This is a genomic window from Streptomyces sp. NPDC051452 (assembly GCF_044454765.1).
Classification (GTDB): Bacteria; Actinomycetota; Actinomycetes; order Streptomycetales; family Streptomycetaceae; genus Streptomyces.
In genome coordinates, this window is sequence record NZ_JBITEB010000003.1 from 233,876 (window position 1) to 253,574 (window position 19,699).

General features: G+C 70.8%; 16 protein-coding genes. 5 read left to right on the forward strand and 11 right to left on the reverse strand.

The genetic code is table 11. The annotated features are described in order from the left end of the window. The first annotated feature begins 219 nt into the window (after nt 1-219). Both ACIBA9_RS10445 and ACIBA9_RS10450 read left to right on the forward strand, forming a co-directional pair. The gene (locus ACIBA9_RS10445) at nt 220-945 is read left to right on the forward strand and encodes a transglycosylase SLT domain-containing protein (RefSeq protein ID WP_399361590.1); all 726 of its coding nucleotides are present in this window, start codon (nt 220-222) and stop codon (nt 943-945) included. Nucleotides 946-1,081: 136 nt separating this feature from the next. Then, nucleotides 1,082-2,458 carry an AI-2E family transporter gene (locus ACIBA9_RS10450; protein WP_399362100.1) on the forward strand — a complete coding sequence of 459 codons (1,377 nt, stop codon included), beginning with the start codon at nt 1,082-1,084 and terminating at the stop codon, nt 2,456-2,458. A gap of 21 nt (nt 2,459-2,479) precedes the next feature. On the opposite strand, the gene ACIBA9_RS10455 is transcribed toward ACIBA9_RS10450, so the two are convergent. Both ACIBA9_RS10455 and ACIBA9_RS10460 read right to left on the reverse strand, forming a co-directional pair. Beyond that, complete coding sequence (locus ACIBA9_RS10455; RefSeq protein WP_362154299.1) at nt 2,480-3,013, reverse strand: alkyl hydroperoxide reductase; 534 nt, start codon at nt 3,011-3,013, stop codon at nt 2,480-2,482. Between the two features lie 3 nt (nt 3,014-3,016). Then, nucleotides 3,017-3,571, reverse strand: a complete 555-nt coding sequence (locus ACIBA9_RS10460) for a peroxiredoxin (protein WP_393899991.1) — start codon at nt 3,569-3,571, stop codon at nt 3,017-3,019. Between the two features lie 133 nt (nt 3,572-3,704). On the opposite strand from ACIBA9_RS10460, the gene ACIBA9_RS10465 reads away from it, so the two are divergent. After that, nucleotides 3,705-4,658, forward strand: coding sequence for a LysR substrate-binding domain-containing protein (locus ACIBA9_RS10465; RefSeq protein ID WP_399361593.1), 954 nt, complete (start codon nt 3,705-3,707; stop codon nt 4,656-4,658). A 53-nt stretch (nt 4,659-4,711) separates the two neighbouring features. On the opposite strand, the gene ACIBA9_RS10470 is transcribed toward ACIBA9_RS10465, so the two are convergent. The 5 genes from ACIBA9_RS10470 to ACIBA9_RS10490 all read right to left on the reverse strand — a co-directional run bounded on the left by ACIBA9_RS10470 (nt 4,712) and on the right by ACIBA9_RS10490 (nt 9,515). Next, nucleotides 4,712-7,048: an ABC transporter permease gene (locus tag ACIBA9_RS10470; protein WP_399361595.1), complete on the reverse strand. Its 2,337-nt coding sequence runs from the start codon at nt 7,046-7,048 to the stop codon at nt 4,712-4,714. Beyond that, nucleotides 7,045-7,734, reverse strand: coding sequence for an ABC transporter ATP-binding protein (locus ACIBA9_RS10475; protein ID WP_399361596.1), 690 nt, complete (start codon nt 7,732-7,734; stop codon nt 7,045-7,047). The genes ACIBA9_RS10470 and ACIBA9_RS10475 overlap by 4 nt, the downstream gene beginning before the upstream one ends. Beyond that, entirely contained in the window at nt 7,731-8,255 is a 525-nt protein-coding gene (locus tag ACIBA9_RS10480) for a PadR family transcriptional regulator (protein WP_399361598.1), read from the reverse strand. The genes ACIBA9_RS10475 and ACIBA9_RS10480 overlap by 4 nt, the downstream gene beginning before the upstream one ends. Before the next feature lie 94 nt (nt 8,256-8,349). Next, complete coding sequence (locus tag ACIBA9_RS10485) at nt 8,350-8,583, reverse strand: hypothetical protein (RefSeq protein WP_393899995.1); 234 nt, start codon at nt 8,581-8,583, stop codon at nt 8,350-8,352. After that, nucleotides 8,580-9,515, reverse strand: a complete 936-nt coding sequence (locus ACIBA9_RS10490; protein WP_399361601.1) for an SPFH domain-containing protein — start codon at nt 9,513-9,515, stop codon at nt 8,580-8,582. The genes ACIBA9_RS10485 and ACIBA9_RS10490 overlap by 4 nt, the downstream gene beginning before the upstream one ends. Nucleotides 9,516-9,741: 226 nt before the next feature. On the opposite strand from ACIBA9_RS10490, the gene ACIBA9_RS10495 reads away from it, so the two are divergent. Continuing rightward, the gene (locus tag ACIBA9_RS10495) at nt 9,742-12,096 is read left to right on the forward strand and encodes a transglycosylase domain-containing protein (protein ID WP_399361603.1); all 2,355 of its coding nucleotides are present in this window, start codon (nt 9,742-9,744) and stop codon (nt 12,094-12,096) included. A 70-nt stretch (nt 12,097-12,166) separates the two neighbouring features. Here the strand turns inward: ACIBA9_RS10495 and ACIBA9_RS10500 are convergent, their stop codons facing one another. The 4 genes from ACIBA9_RS10500 to ACIBA9_RS10515 all read right to left on the reverse strand — a co-directional run bounded on the left by ACIBA9_RS10500 (nt 12,167) and on the right by ACIBA9_RS10515 (nt 18,625). After that, nucleotides 12,167-14,260, reverse strand: coding sequence for a SpoIIE family protein phosphatase (locus tag ACIBA9_RS10500; protein ID WP_399361605.1), 2,094 nt, complete (start codon nt 14,258-14,260; stop codon nt 12,167-12,169). Between the two features lie 292 nt (nt 14,261-14,552). Beyond that, the gene (locus ACIBA9_RS10505; RefSeq protein ID WP_393899999.1) at nt 14,553-15,242 is read right to left on the reverse strand and encodes a DUF402 domain-containing protein; all 690 of its coding nucleotides are present in this window, start codon (nt 15,240-15,242) and stop codon (nt 14,553-14,555) included. A gap of 84 nt (nt 15,243-15,326) precedes the next feature. Then, nucleotides 15,327-16,724, reverse strand: coding sequence for a class II fumarate hydratase (locus ACIBA9_RS10510; protein WP_399361607.1), 1,398 nt, complete (start codon nt 16,722-16,724; stop codon nt 15,327-15,329). 230 nt (nt 16,725-16,954) lie between these two features. Next, nucleotides 16,955-18,625, reverse strand: coding sequence for a fumarate hydratase (locus tag ACIBA9_RS10515; protein WP_399361609.1), 1,671 nt, complete (start codon nt 18,623-18,625; stop codon nt 16,955-16,957). A gap of 167 nt (nt 18,626-18,792) precedes the next feature. Here ACIBA9_RS10515 and ACIBA9_RS10520 point away from each other — a divergent pair, with 167 nt between their 5' ends. Continuing rightward, entirely contained in the window at nt 18,793-19,515 is a 723-nt protein-coding gene (locus tag ACIBA9_RS10520; RefSeq protein WP_399361611.1) for a DUF1707 domain-containing protein, read from the forward strand. Nucleotides 19,516-19,699 lie beyond the last annotated feature (184 nt).

Here is a 19,699-nt window from a genome sequence, read left to right on the forward strand (position 1 = left end):
CAGTCCTGTCAGGCCCCGCATACGGCACACGTGTACCCCCAGCGGTATCGCATATCAGCAGCATCACCAACTCCATAGCGCCGCCGTATGCCGCCCGAGCACCAAGTGGCGCTCCCGTCGAGGGAGTTGCCCACCGGGCCCGTGCCTCCCGTGACCCCGCAGTTGGGAGGCCAGTGTTCAGGGGCACGATTGCGTCCGCCAGGGTCACCGAAGCGGGCGATGCTGGAAGGAAACCGTGTGAGCCGGATTTCGGTCCGGGGATTCGCAGTGGCCTCGGCCACCGCGGTCACCGCCGTCGGAAGCGTCGTCGGAGTTGCCTCGGGCAGCGTCGCGCAGAACAACGACGCCGAGCCGACGGCTGCCGACACCACGCTCCTCGCGGACATACCCGCGGGTCAGCAGGCCCAGGTGCAGACCGCGTCCCTGACGCAGCAGGCTGACGCGCAGGCCATCGCCGCGGACGTGAGCGCCAAGAAGGACGCCGAGGAAGCGGCCCGCAAGGCCGCCGCCGAGACCGCCATCGCCAAGAAGGCGGACGCCGAGAAGGCGGCGGCCAAGGCGGCCAAGGACGCCAAGGCGCGCGCCGAGGCGAAGTCCCAGGCCACCACCCGCTCGACCCGCGACTCCTCCAGCTTCCCCGTCCAGGGCAGCTACACCGTCGCGCAGATCCAGGCGATGGCCCGTCAGATGGTGGCGGGCGACCAGTTCCAGTGCTTCAGCAACATCGTGGACCACGAGTCCAGCTGGAACTACCACGCGGTCAACGCCTCTTCCGGTGCCTACGGCCTCTTCCAGGCGCTGCCCGCCGGCAAGTACGCCTCCGCCGGTGCCGACTGGCAGACCAACCCGGCCACCCAGATCAAGTGGGGCCTCAACTACATGAACTCCCGGTACGGCAGCCCCTGCCAGGCCTGGTCGTTCTGGTCGGCGAACCACTGGTACTAGGCCCGCCGATCCCGCTCGTCCTCGCGCAGCCCCTCCCCGTCCCATGGGGAGGGGCTTTCGCCCTGTACGGTCGTAACCGAACGACTCAAAGGGAGTGGTGGCGAGCACCCGGGTACGCGGGGGAGAAGGACGGATGATGTCGCGAGTGCCAGGGTGGCTCGGCCGACTGGGCGCACGTCTCACCGAGGTGAGCGAGCGGCTGGACGAGCGCCGCGCCGAGGTGGAGAAGGAACGGACCGGACCGGAGACGGACGCCGCGCCCGCCACCGCAGACCCGGTGCCGGCCGCCCGGCGGCCCGCCGCGTCGCCCGCGCCCCGCCCCGACCCCGTCCAGGCCGTGCCCTGGGGCGTGCGGGTCGCGGCCGAGGCGGGCTGGCGTCTGCTGGTCCTCGCCGGCACCGTGTGGGTGCTGATGCGGGTCATCAGCGCCGTCCAGCTGGTGGTGTTCGCCTTCGTCATCGCGCTGCTGGTGACCGCGCTGCTCCAGCCGACGGTCGCCCGGCTCACCCGGCGCGGGGTACCGCGCGGTCCGGCCACCGCGCTCACCGCCATCAGCGGCTTCGTCGTCATCGGCCTCATGGGCTGGTTCGTGACCTGGCAGGTCATGGAGAACATCGACACGCTCTCCAGCCAGATCCAGAACGGCATCGACGATCTGCGCAACTGGCTGCTGAAGAGCCCCTTCCACGTCACCGACAAGCAGATCAACCAGATCGCCAAGAACCTGCGCGAGGCGATCGGCGCGAACACCGACCAGATAACGTCCGCCGGGCTCGAGGGAGTTCAGGTCGTCGTCGAGGCGCTCACCGGGATCCTGCTGGTCTTCTTCTCGACGCTGTTCCTGCTCTACGACGGCAAGCGCATCTGGGAGTGGTTCCTGAAGCTGGTGCCCGCCGCCGCCCGGCCGGGTGTGGCCGGTGCCGGTCCGCGCGCCTGGCGCACCCTGACCGCCTACGTCCGCGGCACGGTCCTGGTCGCCCTCATAGACGCGATCTTCATCGGCATCGGCATCTACTTCCTCGATGTGCCGATGGCCGTCCCGCTGGCCGTGTTCATCTTCCTGTTCTCCTTCATCCCCCTGGTCGGCGCGGTCGCCTCAGGCGCGCTGGCGGTGATCGTGGCGCTCGTCACCCAGGGTGTCTTCACGGCGCTCATGACGCTCGTGGTCGTCCTCGCGGTCCAGCAGATCGAGGGCCACGTCCTTCAGCCGTTCATCCTCGGCCGCGCGGTCCGTGTCCATCCGCTGGCGGTGGTGCTGACGGTGGCGGCCGGCGGGATGGTGGCCGGCATCGGCGGCGCGGTGGTGGCCGTACCACTGGTGGCGGTGACGAACACGGTGGTGGGGTATCTGCGGCAGTACTCGCTGGAGACGCGGGAGCAGCCCGGGCTGCCCGGACAGCCCGCGCCGGTCGAGCCCGTCGAGTCCGTCGAGTCCGTCGAGCCGGCCGGGTCCGACGCGCCCGCCGACGCGGTGCCGGTGCCGAACGCGGAAGACCCCGCCCACCAGGGGTGAGCGGGGTCCGGGTACAGCCGTCTACTCGGCCAGCACGGCCTCGGCGTCGAGGGTGACGCCGACCGCCTGCACCACGGAGGCGATCTTGAACGCCTCCTGGATCACATCGCGCTCCACGCCGGCCTTGCGCAGCACCTGCTCGTGCGAGTCCAGGCACATGCCGCAGCCGTTGATCGCGGAGACCGCGAAGGACCACAGCTCGAAGTCGACCTTCTCCACGCCCGGGTTGCCGATGACGTTCATCCGCAGACCCGCGCGCAGGGTGCCGTACTCGTGGTCGGACAGCAGGTGCCGGGTGCGGTAGAAGACGTTGTTCATCGCCATCACCGCGGCGGCGGCCTTGGCGGCCGTGTACGCCTCCGGCGACAGGTTCGCCTTCGCCTCGGGCTCCAGCTCACGCAGCACGATCGGGGAACGGGAGGCGATGGCGGTCGCCAGCACCGTGCCCCACAACTGCTGGGCCGGCAGGTCCGAGTTGCCGATGACCGAGCCCAGGTTGAGCTTCAGGTCCTTGGCGTAGTCCGGAACACGGGACTTCAGGGAGTCGAGCGACATGGGTCACTCACCAGCCAGCAGCGCGACCGGGTCGAGGGTCTCGTCGCCCTTGCTCCAGTTGCACGGGCACAGCTCGTCGGTCTGCAGCGCGTCCAGGACCCGCAGGACCTCCTTGGGGTTGCGGCCCACGGAACCGGCGGTGACCATGGTGAACTGGATCTCGCGGTTCGGGTCGACGACGAAGACGGCGCGCTGGGCGAAGCCGTCCTCACCCTCGATGCCGAGCTCGCGCATCAGCTCGTGCTTCGAGTCCGCCATCATCGGGAACGGCAGGTCGGTCAGGTCCGGGTGGTCCTTGCGCCAGGCGTGGTGCACGAACTCGGAGTCACCGGAGAAGCCGAGGATCTGGGCGTCGCGGTCGGCGAACTCGTCGTTCAGCTTCCCGAACGCGGCGATCTCGGTCGGGCACACGAACGTGAAGTCCTTGGGCCAGGCGAAGACGACCAGCCACTTGCCCTCGTAGGACTTGTGGTGGATCTGCTCGAACTCCGAGCCCTTCTCCAGCGAGACGCAGGCGGTCAGTTCGAACTCGGGGAACTTGTCACCGACAGTGAGCACAAACTCTCCTTGCAGCGAGGAAACACCCCTTTTGAGGATCTTTCCCATGGGTTGGACTTCGTTGATGTTGGCACACGGTGCATTGATTAGGGAAATAGCTATACTCGGTCAGGTTGATCGGAGGTAGCTATCAGTGACCATCAGTAACGGCAAGCGGAAGCAGCCGAGTCTCGCGCAACTGCGTGCCTTCGCCGCCGTGGCCGAGCATCTGCACTTCCGGGACGCGGCGGCCGCCATCGGGATGAGCCAGCCCGCCCTGTCCGGCGCGGTCTCGGCGCTGGAGGAGACCCTCGGGGTGACCCTCCTCGAGCGTACGACGCGCAAGGTGCTGCTCTCGCCCGCGGGGGAGCGGCTGGCCGTACGCGCGAAGGCGGTGCTGGCGGCGGTCGGGGCTCTGCTGGAGGAGGCCGAGGCGGTCCGCGCGCCGTTCACCGGGGCACTGCGCCTCGGGGTGATCCCGACGGTCGCGCCCTATCTGCTGCCCGCCGTGCTGCGTCTCGTCCACGACCGCTATCCGCACCTGGACCTCCAGGTCCACGAGGAGCAGACGGCCAGCCTCGTCGACGGCCTGCACACCGGCCGCCTCGATCTGCTGCTGCTCGCCGTACCGCTCGGAGTCCCCGGTGTCGTGGAACTCCCGCTCTTCGACGAGGACTTCGTGCTGGTCACCCCGGTCGACCACTGGCTCGGCGGCAGGGAGGGCATTCCGCGCGAGGCCCTGCGGGAACTCAATCTGCTGCTCCTGGACGAAGGTCACTGCCTGCGCGACCAGGCCCTGGACATCTGCCGGGAGGCCGGCCGCGCGGACGCGCCGGTCACCACGACCGCGGCCGGGCTGTCCACGCTGGTCCAGCTCGTCGCGGGCGGTCTCGGCTGCACCCTGCTGCCGCGCACCGCGCTGAAGGTGGAGACGGCCCGCAGCGGCCAGTTGCTCACCGGCTCCTTCACCGAGCCCGCCCCGAGCCGCCGCGTCGCCTTCGCCATGCGGGCGGGCGCGGCCCGAGCCGCCGAGTACGAGGAGCTGGCCACGGCCCTGCGCGGGGCGCTGGGCGCACTGCCGGTGCGGGTGCTGCCCGGGCAGCCCTGACGCGGAAGGGCTCCTCCCCGCCTTCGGGAAGGAGCCCTCGCGCGGCGGGGGAGCTACTCGGTGCGCAGCCCGTCCGGGCGCATCAGCCGCAGCAGGGGCGGCAGGCTGAGCAGGGTGACCGTGACGACCACCACCGCGCCGGCGCCGGTCATCGTCAGCACGCTCGGCCAGTCCACGCCCACCGTCGCGCCCACCATCTTCAGCAGCACCGCGCCCAGCGTCAGCCCCACGGTCGAGGCGAGCAGCAGGCCCAACGCGATCGGGATCGCCGTCTGCCACAGCACCGACAGGCCGAGCGTGCGCCGCCGGGTGCCGAAGGCGACCAGCGCCGACAGCAGCTTCCTGCGCTCGCGCAGCTGCTCCAGCTGGGACACCAGCAGGCTCGCGCCGATCAGCGCCAGCACACAGATCGCGCCGACGAACATACCGGTGCGGATGGAGGTGAACTTCGCGGACTGCTCGGTGGACGACCACACCAGCGCGTTCGCCAGCGGGTCCACCCGCGCGGCCGTGTTGCGCACGTGCTCCTGCGCGTCGGGCACCGATGAGTCGAGCGAGAGGAACACCGCTCCGCCCAGCGTCGCGGCCAGCCGGTCGGGCATGGCGGCCGGGGTCAACAGCACGCCGCTGTCCTTCATCCCGGTCGGGCCGGTGACCGCCTGGACCCGCTTCAGGCCGCTGGGCACGGTCCACGTCACATCGGGTTCGTCGTTGTTGCCGTCGACGGTCTCCGCGTGCAGGGTGCGACCCGGCCGGATGAGCTTCGCCACGTCGTCGTCGGCCTCACCGCCCCGCGCCACGAACACGTCACCGTCGTGGCAGGAGTCCAGCCGGGCCACCTCGCGCAGGGAGGCGCAGTCGCCCACGGTCAGGCCCGCCGTGGTGGTCGGCGAGTGCTTCCAGTCCCGGTCTCCCAGCTCGGTGTTGCCCAGGGCGCTGGCCTTGCGCACCCCTTCGGTGGCGGAGAACTTCGCGGCGGCGGGCAGGAAGTCCACGCCGTGGGAGAGGTTGACCTGCATCTGGGCGCGGGTCGTGTCCTGCCCGGTGGCCTTGGTGTAGTCGCCCTGGACGCCCGCGAACAGCATCTGGATCGCGATCGCCCCGGCCACCGCGACCGCGATGCCGTTCACCATGCGGGCCGCGGAGCCGCTGCTCAGCTGGAGCCGCCGTACCGCCAGTTGCCAGGCCACACCGCCCTGGCCGAGCCGGGCCACGACCGCCTCGACGACCCACGGCAGCAGCGCCGTCACGCCGATCAGCAGCAACAGGACACCGCCGGTCACCAGGTACTCGTTGAAGCTGCCGTTGCTGCGGCCCTGCCCGATCATCGGGCTGAGCATCGCGAGGCCCGCCAGCGGCAGCAGCAGCCGCCACCACAGCCTGCGGCGCGCGGGCTTGGCCGTACGGACCACGCCCAGCGGCTCGATGACCACTCCGCGCAGCGCGAACAGGGTGACCAGCACGGCCGCCGCCGGAACGGTGACCGTGACCAGGGCGGCCAGCGTCGGCGTCGGGTTGAGATAGCTGGGGAACACGCTGACGCCCAGGATCTCGACCGAGCCCGCGAGCTGACGGCCCACCAGGAAGAAGACGGTGCCGAAGAGCAGTCCGACGAGCGAGCCGGCGAGTGCCTCGCCGGCCGCGATCCGCCGGGTCATCCGGCTGTCGGAGCCCACCAGGCGCAGCGCTGCCAGTCTGCGGTCGCGCCGCTCGCCGCCGAACCGCACGGCCGTCGCGATGAACACGGCGACCGGCATCAGCAGCACCACGAAGACGACCAGCACCAGCAGGATCAGGACCGGGTCCAGATGGCTGGCGGGCCGGTTCTGCGGCGGACCGAACCTGGTGATGCGGGCGGTCTGCCAGCCGTTGACGCGCGAGGCCAGGTTCTTCGTCCCGGCGTAGTAGGAGAGTTCTCGCGAGCCGATGAGCCCGGGCTCCCCGATCGTGCCGACGATCCGGTACGGCAGCCTCTCGCGCAGCAGCTTTCCGGCGCCGGAGCCGAGCAGCTCCCTCAGCGCGGGCGAGACGACCATGTCACCGGGCGCGGGGTACTTCGACAGGCCCGGTGCGACCGGGGCCCGCGGCCCCTCGGGCTCCACCAGCCGACCACGGACGTCCTTGCCCCGGTACGTGGTGTCGGCGTCGGCGATCACCAGGGTGTTGGCGGCCTTCGGCCGTTTCGGGCCGTAGGTGTAGTCGAGCCGGGCCTCGTCGCGGTCGTGCCGTACCGCCATCGCGCTCGGGATCGCCGTCGTCAGCAGCAGCAGGGCCACGCCGAGTCCGACACCGATCGCCGTCAGCAGGACCCGGACCCGGCCCTCGCGTCCGCCCGTGAAGGCGAACTTCATCCCCATGCCCAGGTCCCGGCCCCATTGACGGGCACTCATATGGCGCGCTCCATGTCCCGGGACTTGCCGTCGCGTACGACGATCTCGCGGTCGGAGTACGCGGCCACCCGGGCCTCGTGCGTGACCAGGACGACGGCCGCGTTGGTGGAGCGGGCCGCGTCGGTCAGCAGCTCCATCACACGCTCTCCGTTGAGGGAGTCCAGCGCGCCGGTGGGCTCGTCGGCGAAGAGCACGCGCGGACCGGTGACCAGCGACCGGGCCACCGCGACCCGCTGGCCCTGGCCGCCGGAGACCTCCCCGGGCCGTTTGCCCTTGAGGTCGTCCACCTCCAGACGCTCCATCCAGGTGAGCGCGGCCCGCTCGGCCTCCTTGCGGGGGCGGCCGTTCAGCCTGAGCGGCAGGGCCACGTTCTCCACGCAGGTCAGCTCCGGGACGAGCTGGCCGAACTGGAAGACGAACCCGAACTCGCTGCGGCGCAGCGCGCTGCGTTCGGTGTCGCTCATCCGCGCCAGCTCGCGGCCGGCGTAGAGGATCGAACCGGAGTCGGGCGGCACGATCCCGGCGAGACAGTGCAGGAGTGTCGACTTGCCGGAGCCGGAGGGGCCCATCACGGCGACGACCTCACCGGGGTGGATGGAGAACTCGGCGCCGTCGAGGGCGACGGTCGGGCCGTAGGCCTTGCGCAGGTTCTCGGCGGTGAGCAGGGAGCCGGGGGGAGGAGTCACTTGGCCACCGCCTCACGGAGCTTGTCCAGACGGGCCGCGGTCAGTTCGAGCCAGCGCAGGTCCGCCTCCAGGTGGAACAGGGCGTGATCGCAGATCAGCTGGTCCGAGAGGTCGCCCTTGCGCTTGCGCTCGGTCAGGATCCGCATGCTGCGCAGGTGCTCGGCCCGCTGGGTGTCGAGGATGTCGGCAGCGTTCCGCTCGGTGAGGAGCGCGAGGACGACCTTGGTGTAGAGGGTCGACTGGAGATACTCCTGCGGCTTCTCCGGGGTGGCGAGCCACTGCTCGACGTCGGTGACGCCGGCGTCGGTGATGGCGTACCGCTTGCGCTCGGGGCCGTCGCCCGCCTCGATGCCGTCGACCTGGACGAGGCCGTGCTTCAGCAGGCGGGACATCGTGGAGTAGACCTGGCCGTAGTGCAGCGGCCGGTCGTGACCGAACTTCTCGTCGAAGGCCCGCTTGAGGTCGTAACCATGGCGCGGGCCGGACTCCAGGAGCCCTAGAAGGGTGTGACCGATGGACATGCCGAGCACTCTACACACGGTGTATACGTCGTGTGTATACGCGGAGTGCACGGAGCCTGGCAGGGTGTACGGCGGTGCAGGTGGGAGCCGATTGTCACGGTTCCGAAACAGGCGGCCGGCCCCGGCGGGGCAGCGGGCCGGCGTCCTTGGGCAGCCGCCCCGCGTCCGCCAGCGCCTTGCGCAGCAGGAACTCGATCTGCGCGTTCGCCGACCGCAGCTCGTCACCGGCCCACCGGGCGAGCGCGTCGTACACCGACGGGTCCAGCCGCAGCAGCACCTGCTTGCGCTGCCGCGGCCGCCGCTTCGGGGTTTCCGGGGAATCGGTCACTGGTAGAGGGTTCCCGTGTTGAGGACCGGCTGCGGGGCCCGGTCGCCGCACAGCACCACCATCAGGTTCGACACCATCGCCGCCTTGCGTTCCTCGTCCAGTTCCACGATGTCCCGCTCGGCGATCCGTGACAGCGCCGCCTCGACCATGCCGACGGCGCCGTCCACGATCTGCCGGCGGGCCGCGACGACCGCCCCGGCCTGCTGCCGCTGGAGCATCGCCGAGGCGATCTCGGGGGCGTAGGCGAGGTGGGTGAAGCGTGACTCGACGACCCGGACCCCGGCCGCCTCCACCCGCGCCTGGAGTTCGACGGCGAGCTTCTCGGTGATCTCCTCGGCGTTGCCGCGCAGCGACAGGCCGTCCTCCTCGTGCGCGTCGTAGGGGTACTCGATCGCGATGTGCCGCACGGCCGTCTCGGTCTGCGTGGCGACGAACTCGACGAAGTCGTCCACCTCGAAGGTGGCCTGGGCGGTGTCCTGGACCTTCCACACCACGACCGCGGCCAGCTCGATCGGGTTGCCGTAGGCGTCGTTGACCTTCAGCACGGCCGTCTCGTGGTTGCGCACCCGGGTGGAGACGCGGGTCCGGGAGGTGAAGGGGTTCACCCAGCGCAGACCGTCCTGCCGGATCGTGCCCCGATAGCGCCCGAAGAGCTGCACGACCCGCGCCTCGCCGGGCGCGACCGTGTTCAGGCCGCGCATCGCGATGACCGCGGCGAGGAAGACGAGGACGCCGGCGGCGCCGAGCCCGCCCTTGGCGCCGGAGGCGGAGACCGCGGCGGCCCCGGCGAACAGCGCGGCGGCGCCGCCGAGCCCGACCAGGCCGAGCAGCAGGGCGAGTCCGCCGCCGATGCTGTGCGCGGCGAACTCCCGTACCCGGGGAGCGGGCATCTCGGGTACGTCGGCGGTGGCGGCCGGCTCGGATATGGACATGGGGACCCCCGTTCTCGTGGACGCTCCCCACGGAGCGTCTAGCACGTTCCTAGCTAACTGCTATCACTTAAATCCGTCAAGCAACCTTACGGTGCCGCTACCCGTCGGTTCCTTGGGGGCGGGTGCTGATTGTCACGTCCGTAAAAGAGCGGATCGGACGGTCTTTGTCATATAGAGGGGTGTTAGCTTTCGGAGCTGACCCCGAGACGGAAGCGAGCAGGGATCCATGGGACGAGCGGAAGAGAGACGAGCGCGTCAGAGCGGTGGCCACCGCGCGGCGCCCAAGCGCCGCCGCTCCGCACCCGGAACGGGTCCCGCGGGCGCCGCCCCCACGGCCGGCGGGAAGCCCGCCAAGAGCCTCATACGCAGGCTGTTCGGCTGGAAGAAGATACTCGGCACGTTCCTCGGGGTGTGTCTGCTGGGCATCGCGGCCTTCATCGGCCTGTACCTCTACGTGGACATCCCCGCGGGCAACGCCGCCGCCCGGCAGCAGAGCAACGTCTACAAGTTCAGCGACGGAACGGTCCTCGCCCGCAGCGGCAAGACCAACCGCGAGATCGTCGACCTCTCCAAAGTGCCCCGCAAGGTCCAGCTGACCTTCGTGGCGGCCGAGAACAAGAGCTTCTACCACGACGCCGGCGTCGACTTCAGGGGCACGGCCCGCGGCCTCCTCAACACGCTGGCCGGCAAGGGCAAGCAGGGTGGTTCGACGATCACCCAGCAGTACGTCAAGAACTACTACCTCAGCCAGGACCAGACCGTCTCGCGCAAGCTGAAGGAAATGGTCATCTCGCTGAAGGTGGACCGCGAGGAGTCCAAGGACGACATCCTCGCCGGCTACATCAACACCAGCTACTACGGCCGCAACGCCTACGGCATCCAGGCCGCCGCCCAGGCCTACTACCACATCGACGCCCAGGACCTCTCGGTCCAGCAGGGCGCCTACCTCGCCTCCCTGCTCCAGGCGCCCAGCCAGTACGACTGGGCCGTCGCCACGGACACCGGCAAGAAGCTGGTCCAGCAGCGCTGGAACTACGTCCTGGACAACATGGTCGAGGAGGGCTGGCTGTCCAAGGCCAAACGCGACGCCATGACGTTCCCGAAGCCCAAGGAGCCCAAGGGCGCCCCGGGCCTCGACGGACAGAAGGGCTACCTGGTCGAACTCGCCAACCAGCAGCTCGAGCGACAGCTGATGGACGTGGACGGACTGAGCGCGGGCCAGGCGGAGAACGCGGTCATCGACAAGGGCTGGACCATCACCCTCAACGTCGACCGCAAGAAGCAGGCCGCGCTGGAGAAGGCCGTCAAGACGGAGCTGACGAGCAAGCTCGACAAGAAGAGGCGCAAGGTCGACGCCGACGTCCAGGCCGGCGCCGTCTCCGTCGACCCCAGGACCGGCAGGATCGTCGCGATGTACGGCGGGCAGGACTACTACAAGCACTACTACAGCAACGCCACCCGCACCGACTACCAGCCCGCCTCGACCTTCAAGCCGGTCATCCTCGCCGCCGCGCTGGAGAACAACGCCGTCACACAGGACGGCAAGCCGATCACCGCCGACACGATCTACGACGGCACCAGCCGCCGCCAGGTCCTGGACCACGGTGCCAAGGTCGGCTTCGCCCCGCCGAACGAGGACGACCGCAACTACGACAAGATCACGGTCCAGAACGCCATGAACGCGTCCGTCAACTCCGTCTTCGCGCAGATGGGCGTCGACGTGGGCATGGGCAACGTCATGAGCACGGCGAAGAAGCTCGGCATGGACACCAAGGGCATGCAGGCCGTGCCCGCACAGACGCTCGGCTCGATGGGCGCCAGCCCGCTGCAGATGGCCGGGATCTACGCCACCCTCGCCAACCACGGCGACAAGGTCACCCCGAGCCTCATCAAGTCGGCGGAGAGCAAGGCCCGTACGGTACGGATGCCGAACGCGGTCGGCGGCTCGGTGCTCAGCAGGACGGCCGCGGACACGGTGACCTCCGTGCTCACCGGCGTGGTCGACGACGGTACGGCCAAGGACTCGGTGGCGAGCAACCCGCTGCGCAACGGCCGCCAGGTGGCCGGCAAGACCGGCACGTCCGACTGCAACCGCTCGGCCTGGTTCAACGCCTACACACCCGACCTGGTCACCTCCGTCGGCCTGTTCGGCGAGGCGGCCAAGTCCGGCGGCACGGGGTGCGACGGCCGGCCCGTGAAGAAGGGGGACCACGTCTCCCTGAAGGGCGCGATGGGCGGCGGCCGCGTGAACGGCGGCGGCCCCCCGGCGAAGATCTGGGCCGCCTACACCTTCGGCGTCACCGACAGGGCCAGGTTCGACCTGAACACCACCCAGGGCGCAGCCGTCGAGCCGACCCCGACCCCGACCTGGACCCAGCCCCCGTCCCATACGCCGTCGCAGACGCCGAGCAGCGAGCCGCCGACGTCCCACAGCCCGTCCCATACGCCGTCGCAGACCCCCTCGCAGACGCCGTCCCAGACCCCCTCCCAGTCGCCGTCGCAGACACCGAGCACCAGTCCGTCGACGACACCCAGCACGGAGGATCCGCTCAACCCCCCGGACGGCTTGGACCCGCGCTAGACACAGACCGAAAGGGGCGCCCGGAATACTCCGGGCGCCCCTTTCCATGCCGTCACCGCGCCGGGCGGACTCAGCCCCGGTTCAGCTCGAACCACACCACCTTGCCGGTGCTCAGCCGGGTCGCGCCCCAGCGCCGGGCCAGCCTGTTGACCAGATACAGACCGCGGCCGCCCTCGTCCGTGGCCCGCGCCTGCCGCAGCCGCGGCAGCTGCGGCACGTCGTCACCGACCTCGCAGCGCAGCACATGCGTGCGCAGCAGCCGCAGGGTCACCGGCCGGGACGCGTACCGCACCGCATTGGTGACCACCTCGCTGACCAGCAGCTCCACCGAGTCCGTCAGCTCCTCCAGATCCCAGCGGGCGAGCGCGCGCCGGGCCAGCCGACGGGCCTGGCCGGGCGCGGTGTCCTCCGGGTCCAGCGTCCAGTACGCGACATCGCTCGGCGCGATCCCGTCGAAACGGGCCGCGAGCAGGGCGATGTCGTCGTCCCGGTCGCCCGGGCCGAGCATGTCCAGCACCTCGTCGCACAGCGCTTCCAGCGGCGGCGGATGATCCGGGCCGGTCAACTGGGCGGTCGCGGCGAGCTTCTCCCGCAGCTGTTCGATACCGGTCCACACATCCCGCAGCCGGGACTCCACCAGACCGTCGGTGTAGAGCAGCAGCGTGGCCCCGGCCGGCGCGTCCAGCTCGACCGCCTCGAAGTCCACCCCGCCGACGCCGATCGGCGCGCCCGGCGGCACGCGCAGCACCTCCGCCCGGCCGCCCAGGTGCAGCAGGACCGGCGGCGGATGGCCGGCGTTGGCGATGGTGATGCGGTGCGTCACCGGGTCGTAGACGGCGTACAGACAGGTCGCCATGCGGTCGGTGCCCAGGCGCTGCGCCTGCTCGTCCAGATGGTGCAGCACCTCCTGCGGCGGCAGGTCGAGACCGGCCAGGGTCTGCGCGGTGGTGCGCAGCTGGCCCATGATCGCCGCCGAGGTCATGGAGTGCCCCATCACGTCGCCGACCACCAGCGCGACCCGGCTGCCGGGCAGCGGGATCGCGTCGTACCAGTCGCCGCCGACCCGCGCGGTCTCCGCCGCCGGCAGATACCGCGACGCCAGCCGCACACCGGTCGGACGGGGCAGGGTCTCGGGCAGCATGGTGCGCTGCAACTCGTCGGCGATGTACGCCTCGCGCCCGTAGAGCACCGCCTTGTCGATGCCGAGGGCGCTGTGGGTGGCCAGCTGGGCGGCGACCAGCAGATCGTCCGCCTCGAACGCGAGCCGCTCCGGGCGACGCAGGAACAGGGCCGCGCCGATCACCCGGCGCCGACCGCGCAGCGGCGCGAGGATCGCGTGCTGCCCGTCCGGTACGACGGCCTCGCCGCCCTCGCCCAGCAGCTCGGGCAGCGCGGCCCGGGCGGCGGGCGCGTCGGCGAACACCGGCCGCACCCCGCGCAGCACCTCGTTCAGCGCGCCGCCGGGCCGCACCTCGCACAGCTCGGTCGTCAGCGCGGACAGATCCGCCAGCGCGGTCGGCTCCGGCTCCGGGTCGAAGGCCGGCGGCAGCAGCACCCCGTCGGTGTCCCGCTCCTCCGGTATCCGGTCGGTGCGGCGCAGCCGCAGCACCACCGGTCCGGTGGGCCGCTCGTCACCGACCGGCAGCGGGTCGCGCAGATAGACCAGGATCGCGTCCGAGAACGTCGGCACGGTGGCCCGGCACAGCCCCATCACGATCTCGTCGAGGTCGAGCCCACGGGCGATCCGCCGGGTGGCCGCGCCGACGAAGCGCAGCCGGTCCCCGTCGCGTCGCATCGGCATGGGCCGCCCCGGCGGCAGACCCCGCCCGGAACGGCGCTCCTGGGTGCCCGCAGCCCGGTCCTGCTGGGCGCCGGGCTGCGGCGGAATGCCGTCCGGCGCGGGGCGCGGGCGGTGCGCGCCGGGCTCGGCGGCGGCGGGCTGGGAGTGCTCGGGGCCGTTGACTGGGGGCTCCTTCCCCTCGCCGTCCTTCGCGGTGCCACAGGACGGGGCCGCGCCCGGCCCGGACGGTGTCCCGTCGGCCCGGGCCTGCACCGGTAAGCCCTGGCTGCCGGGCGGCTTCGGGGTACGCAGGAGCGCCCCGCGGGCCTCCGCGGGGTCGACGCCCGGCTTGGGGCGTTCGTAGGAGGTGGGCTGCTCCGTCACGCGTGTCGCATCCATCCGTCCGGGACTGCGCGCCGGGCGCGCAGACGGTCCCGCAGAAATCCCGATACCCGCAATACGTGTCCCAGGAACGGAATTCCCGCATGCTCAGCGGTTGTCGCCGGGTCGGCCGCGGGGCCGCGGCGCCCGGCGATGTTGCCCTGGTGCCCCTCGCTCACGTCCTGCCGCCCCTCGGTGACGATCGGTCAAGCCCAGCCCATGCGCCGGGGGTTGCACTTAAGCGCCCTTGCGGAGGACGATCCTACGTTTCTTGCCGGGGGGCGCATCAAGGGTCTCATGTGGACATGTGCGCGGGTGTACGGTCCCAGTCATCGGGGAGTGACGGTACCCCCCAGGACGGATCCGGGCGCCAGCGCGGCCAGTCGTCCGAGAACGGGGTCTTCCAGGCCTCGATCGCGGCCACCGCGTCCCGCCCGGCCGCACGCACCCGCCCCGCGGTCTCCTCGTCCATCAGCCCGTCCCGCCCGGCCTGGGCGAACTCGTCCTCGTCCCGCCAGTGCCAGCTGCGGTCCGGATGCACGGAGATGTCCAGAAAATAGTCCTCGGAGTCCACCCCGCCCGACCAGCGGGCCAGAGGCTGCTCGAGGTTGACGTACCAGTTCTTGAACCGCCAGCCGGGCTCCCAGAACAGCCACACCGACCAGGGCCGCCCGGGCTCGGCGAGCTTCAGCACGCCCGTACCGAACCAGCGGTCGCGCTGGACGGCACGCGGCTTGGTGTAGCGGGACTCCAGCGGCTCCAGATGCACGGGCGTGCCGTCCGCCAGCACCGGGCGCACGCACTCGGTACCGGGCGCCAGCCACACCGCGAGCAGTTCGGCGTCGTCGCGCACGACGGTGACGGGCCGGGCGATGTGGAAGCGCTCGCCGGCGTTCTCCCGGTAGCGCCACAGGATCCGCGTTCCCGGGGCCCAGTACGTGGCAGATCCCGCGTCCACTCGTCTCACCGCTCCGTCGTCCGTCATGCAGAGATATTAGGTGCCGTAGGCATACGACGCTGCGGTGCGCGTCACGGTTGTACGGCGGTGGCCGGAAAGATTCGCCCGCTGTTACGGATGCGTCATCCGCAGGACATCCAGGGCCTCGTCGAGCTGCTCCCGGGTCAGGTCGCCGCGTTCGACGTACCCGCCTTCCAGCACCACCTGACGGATCGTCTTCCGCTCCGCGAGGGACTTCTTGGCGACCTTCGCGGCCTCCTCGTACCCGAGGTACTTGTTCAGCGGGGTGACCACGGACGGGGAGGACTCGGCGTACTCGCGGGCGCGTTCACGGTCGGCGGTGATGCCGTCGACGGTCCGGTCGGCCAGCAGCCGCGAGACGTTGGCGAGCAACCGGATCGACTCCAGGACGTTCTTGGCGATGACCGGGAGCATCACGTTCAGCTCGAAGTTGCCGGCCGCCCCGGCGGTGGTGATGGTGACGTCATTGCCGATCACCTGCGCGGCCACCATCAGGACGGCCTCGGGGACGACCGGGTTGACCTTGCCCGGCATGATCGAGGAGCCCGGCTGGAGGTCGGGCAGCCGGATCTCGGCGAGACCGGTGCGCGGCCCGGAGGCCATCCAGCGCAGATCGTTGGCGATCTTCGTCAGGCCCACCGCGATGGTCCGCAGCTGCCCGCTGGTCTCCACGACCCCGTCCCGGGCGCCCTGTGCCTCGAAGTGGTCGCGGGCCTCGGTGAGCGGCAGCCCGGTGACCCGGGCGACCTCCTCGATGACGGCGGCGGAGAACCCCGGCGGGGTGTTGATGCCGGTGCCGACCGCGGTGCCGCCGAGCGGCAGCTCCGCCAGCCGGGGCAGCGAGGCGCGCAGCCGCTCGACGCCGTGGCGCATCTGGGCCGCGTACCCGCCGAACTCCTGCCCCAGCGTCACCGGCGTGGCGTCCATCAGATGCGTCCGCCCGGACTTCACCACGTCGGCGAACTCCGCCGACTTGCGCTCCAGCGACGCCGCGAGGTGCTCCAGGGCCGGGATCAGGTCGTGGGTGACGGCGGCGGTGGCCGCGATGTGGAGGGAGGACGGGAAGACGTCGTTGGACGACTGCGAGGCGTTGACGTGGTCGTTGGGGTGCACGTCCCGGCCCAGCCGCTGTGTGGCGAGGGTCGCGATCACCTCGTTGGCGTTCATGTTGGACGAGGTCCCCGACCCCGTCTGGAACACGTCCACGGGGAAGTGCTCGTCCCATTCGCCCGCGGCGACCTCGGCGGCCGCCTCCTGGATCGCCTGGGCGACCTCCTTGTCCAGCACCCCGAGTTCGGCGTTCACCTTCGCCGCGGCGCCCTTGACGCGCGCCAGCGCCTCGATGTGGGCCCGCTCGATCCGCTGCCCGGAGACGGGGAAGTTCTCCACCGCGCGCTGGGTCTGCGCCCGCCACTTGGCGTGGGCCGGCACCCGTACCTCACCCATGGAGTCGTGCTCGATCCGGAACTGCGGCTCTTCGGTCGTCATCGTCGTACCTCCGAAAACGTGAGCGGTTGTCGCGGCACACGTATTCCCCGTCCGGTCACCGGCCACCACGGCCCGGGCGCATCCGACCCGGAAGCGTTCCGGAAGCGGGCGCGGGCCCGGTGGCCGGGCGGCGCGATCGGTTCGGGGGCGTGCGGCCGGGCGCGCCACCGGGAAGCACGAGAGCCCCCGGCCGGCGGCCGGGGGCTTGGTGCACGGGGGCTTGGAGCGGGTCAGCCCAGACCGGGACCGCGGACCGGGATGGTGGTGAACGTCGGTGCGGGCGCGGGGTCCTGGAAGAAGTCGTTGCCCTTGTCGTCGACCACGATGAACGCCGGGAAGTCCTCGACCTCGATCTTCCAGACGGCCTCCATGCCCAGCTCCTCGTACTCCAGGACCTCCACCTTCTTGATGCAGTCCTGGGCGAGGCGGGCGGCGGGGCCGCCGATCGAGCCGAGGTAGAAGCCGCCGTGGGCGTCGCACGCGTCGGTGACCTGCTTGGAGCGGTTGCCCTTGGCGAGCATCACCTTCGAACCGCCCGCGGCCTGGAACTGCTCCACGTAGGAGTCCATGCGGCCGGCCGTCGTCGGGCCGAAGGAGCCGGAGGCGTAACCCTCGGGGGTCTTCGCCGGACCCGCGTAGTACACGGGGTGGTCCTTCAGGTACTGCGGCATCTCCTCGCCCGCGTCCAGCCGCTCCTTGATCTTGGCGTGCGCGATGTCCCGGGCCACGACCAGCGGGCCGGTCAGGGACAGCCGGGTCTTGACCGGGTACTTGGTCAGCTCGGCGAGGATCGCGTCCATCGGCTGGTTCAGGTCGATCCGCACGACGTCGCCGGCCTCGTCGAGGTGCTCCTGCGTGGTCTCCGGCAGGAAGCGCGCCGGATCGGTCTCCAGCTGCTCCAGGAAGACGCCCTCGGCGGTGATCTTCGCGACGGCCTGGCGGTCGGCCGAGCAGGAGACGGCGATGGCGACCGGACAGGAGGCGCCGTGCCGGGGCAGGCGGACCACGCGGACGTCGTGGCAGAAGTACTTGCCGCCGAACTGGGCGCCGATGCCGATCTTCTGGGTCAGCTCGAAGACCTTCTCCTCCAGCTCCTTGTCCCGGAAGCCGTGGCCGAGCGGCGAACCCTCGGCCGGGATCTCGTCCAGGTAGTGCGCGGAGGCGTACTTCGCGGTCTTCAGCGCGAACTCGGCGCTCGTGCCGCCGACGACGATCGCCAGGTGGTACGGCGGGCAGGCGGCCGTACCCAGCGAACGGATCTTCTCCTCCAGGAACTTCATCATGGAGGCCTCGTTCAGGACGGCCTTCGTCTCCTGGTACAGGAAGGACTTGTTGGCCGAGCCGCCGCCCTTGGCCATGAAGAGGAACTTGTAGGCGCCGCCGTCGGTCGCGTACAGCTCGATCTGGGCCGGCAGGTTGGAGCCGGTGTTCTTCTCCTCCCACATGGTGAGCGGAGCCATCTGCGAGTAGCGCAGGTTGAGCTTGGTGTACGCGTCGTAGATGCCGTGCGAGAGGTGCCGGTCGTCCTCGCCCTCGGTGAGCACGTTCTGGCCGCGCTTGCCCATCACGATCGCCGTGCCGGTGTCCTGGCACATCGGCAGCACTCCGGCCGCCGCGATGTTGGCGTTCTTCAGCAGGTCGAGCGCGACGAACTTGTCGTTGGCCGACGCCTCGGGGTCGTCGATGATGCGGCGCAGCTGCGCGAGGTGGGCCGGGCGCAGATAGTGCTGGATGTCGTGGACGGCCTCCGCGGCCAGTCTGCGCAGCGCCTCCGGCTCCACCTTGAGGAACGTCCGCCCGTCCGGTCCCTCGACGGTGGAGACACCCTCGGAGGTCACCAGCCGGTAGGGGGTGGTGTCCTCTCCCTGGGGGAGCAGATCGGTGTACGCGAACTCAGGCATCGCAGCCCATTCCTCACTCTACGGACGGCTGCCCGCCGACGCTGGCGGGCCCGACCAGCGTAGAACCTGCCGCGGGCACGGATCCTGTGAGGTAAGGCTCAGTTCGACACGCCCGAGGTTGTCCACACCCCTGGTCGCGATCTATCGCGTTTCGGTACGCTGCTGTCGTGGACCTCCAGAAGCCCGCCCCCATCCAGGACGCCGGACCGCGCGTCGCCGAACTGCGTGCCTCGGACGCCGACCGCGACCGGGTCGCCGACATCCTCCGAGAGGCCCTCGCCGAGGGCCGGCTCACCGCGGACGAGCACGCCGAGCGCGTCGAAGGCGTGCTGCACGCCAAGACGGTGGGCGAGCTGCAGGTCTTCATCCGGGATCTGCCCGCCGCCCATCAACGGTCGGCCGGCGCCGCCTACGCCACCGCCCCGTCCCGCCCCACGCCCGGCGCGATACCGGCCGAGGCCGACGCCAACGTGGTCGCCGTCTTCAGCAGCGCCATGCGCCGGGGCCGCTGGCACGCCGGGCGCCGACTGCACGCGTACGCGATCTTCGGCTCGGTCGAGATCGACCTCAGCGAGGCGATCTTCGAGTACCAGCAGGTGGTGATCAAGGCCGTCTCGGTCTTCGGTGACGTCCAGATCCGCGTCCCGGAGAACATCTCGCTGCGCGGCACGGGCGGCGGGGTGCTGGGCAACTTCGAGGTGAGCCCGCTGGACTCGGCCGAGCCCGACGCCCCGGTCGTGTACGTCGACGGATGGGCCGTCCTCGGCAACGTGGAGGCGCGCCCCAAGCGCGGCAAGCTGGTGGGGGACATCCTGGAACGCGTCCAGGACAAGCTGGAGCGCGTCCAGGACAAAGTGGACCGGAAGATGCGCAAACACCTGGACCGTTGACGGCCGCGGATCCGCCGGAGCCCGGAGGCGTCCGGCCCGCCGCGGCGCCGCCGCGGCCGCATCGCGGGGCTCCACGGGGCCGCTGCGGGGGCGTGAACGCGCCGCCGTGCGCCCGCGCTCGGAAACGCTGTGCATAGGCGCGCGTACAGCGGGTAGGCCTTGCTGCATCGTCTCTCGCTCGCGA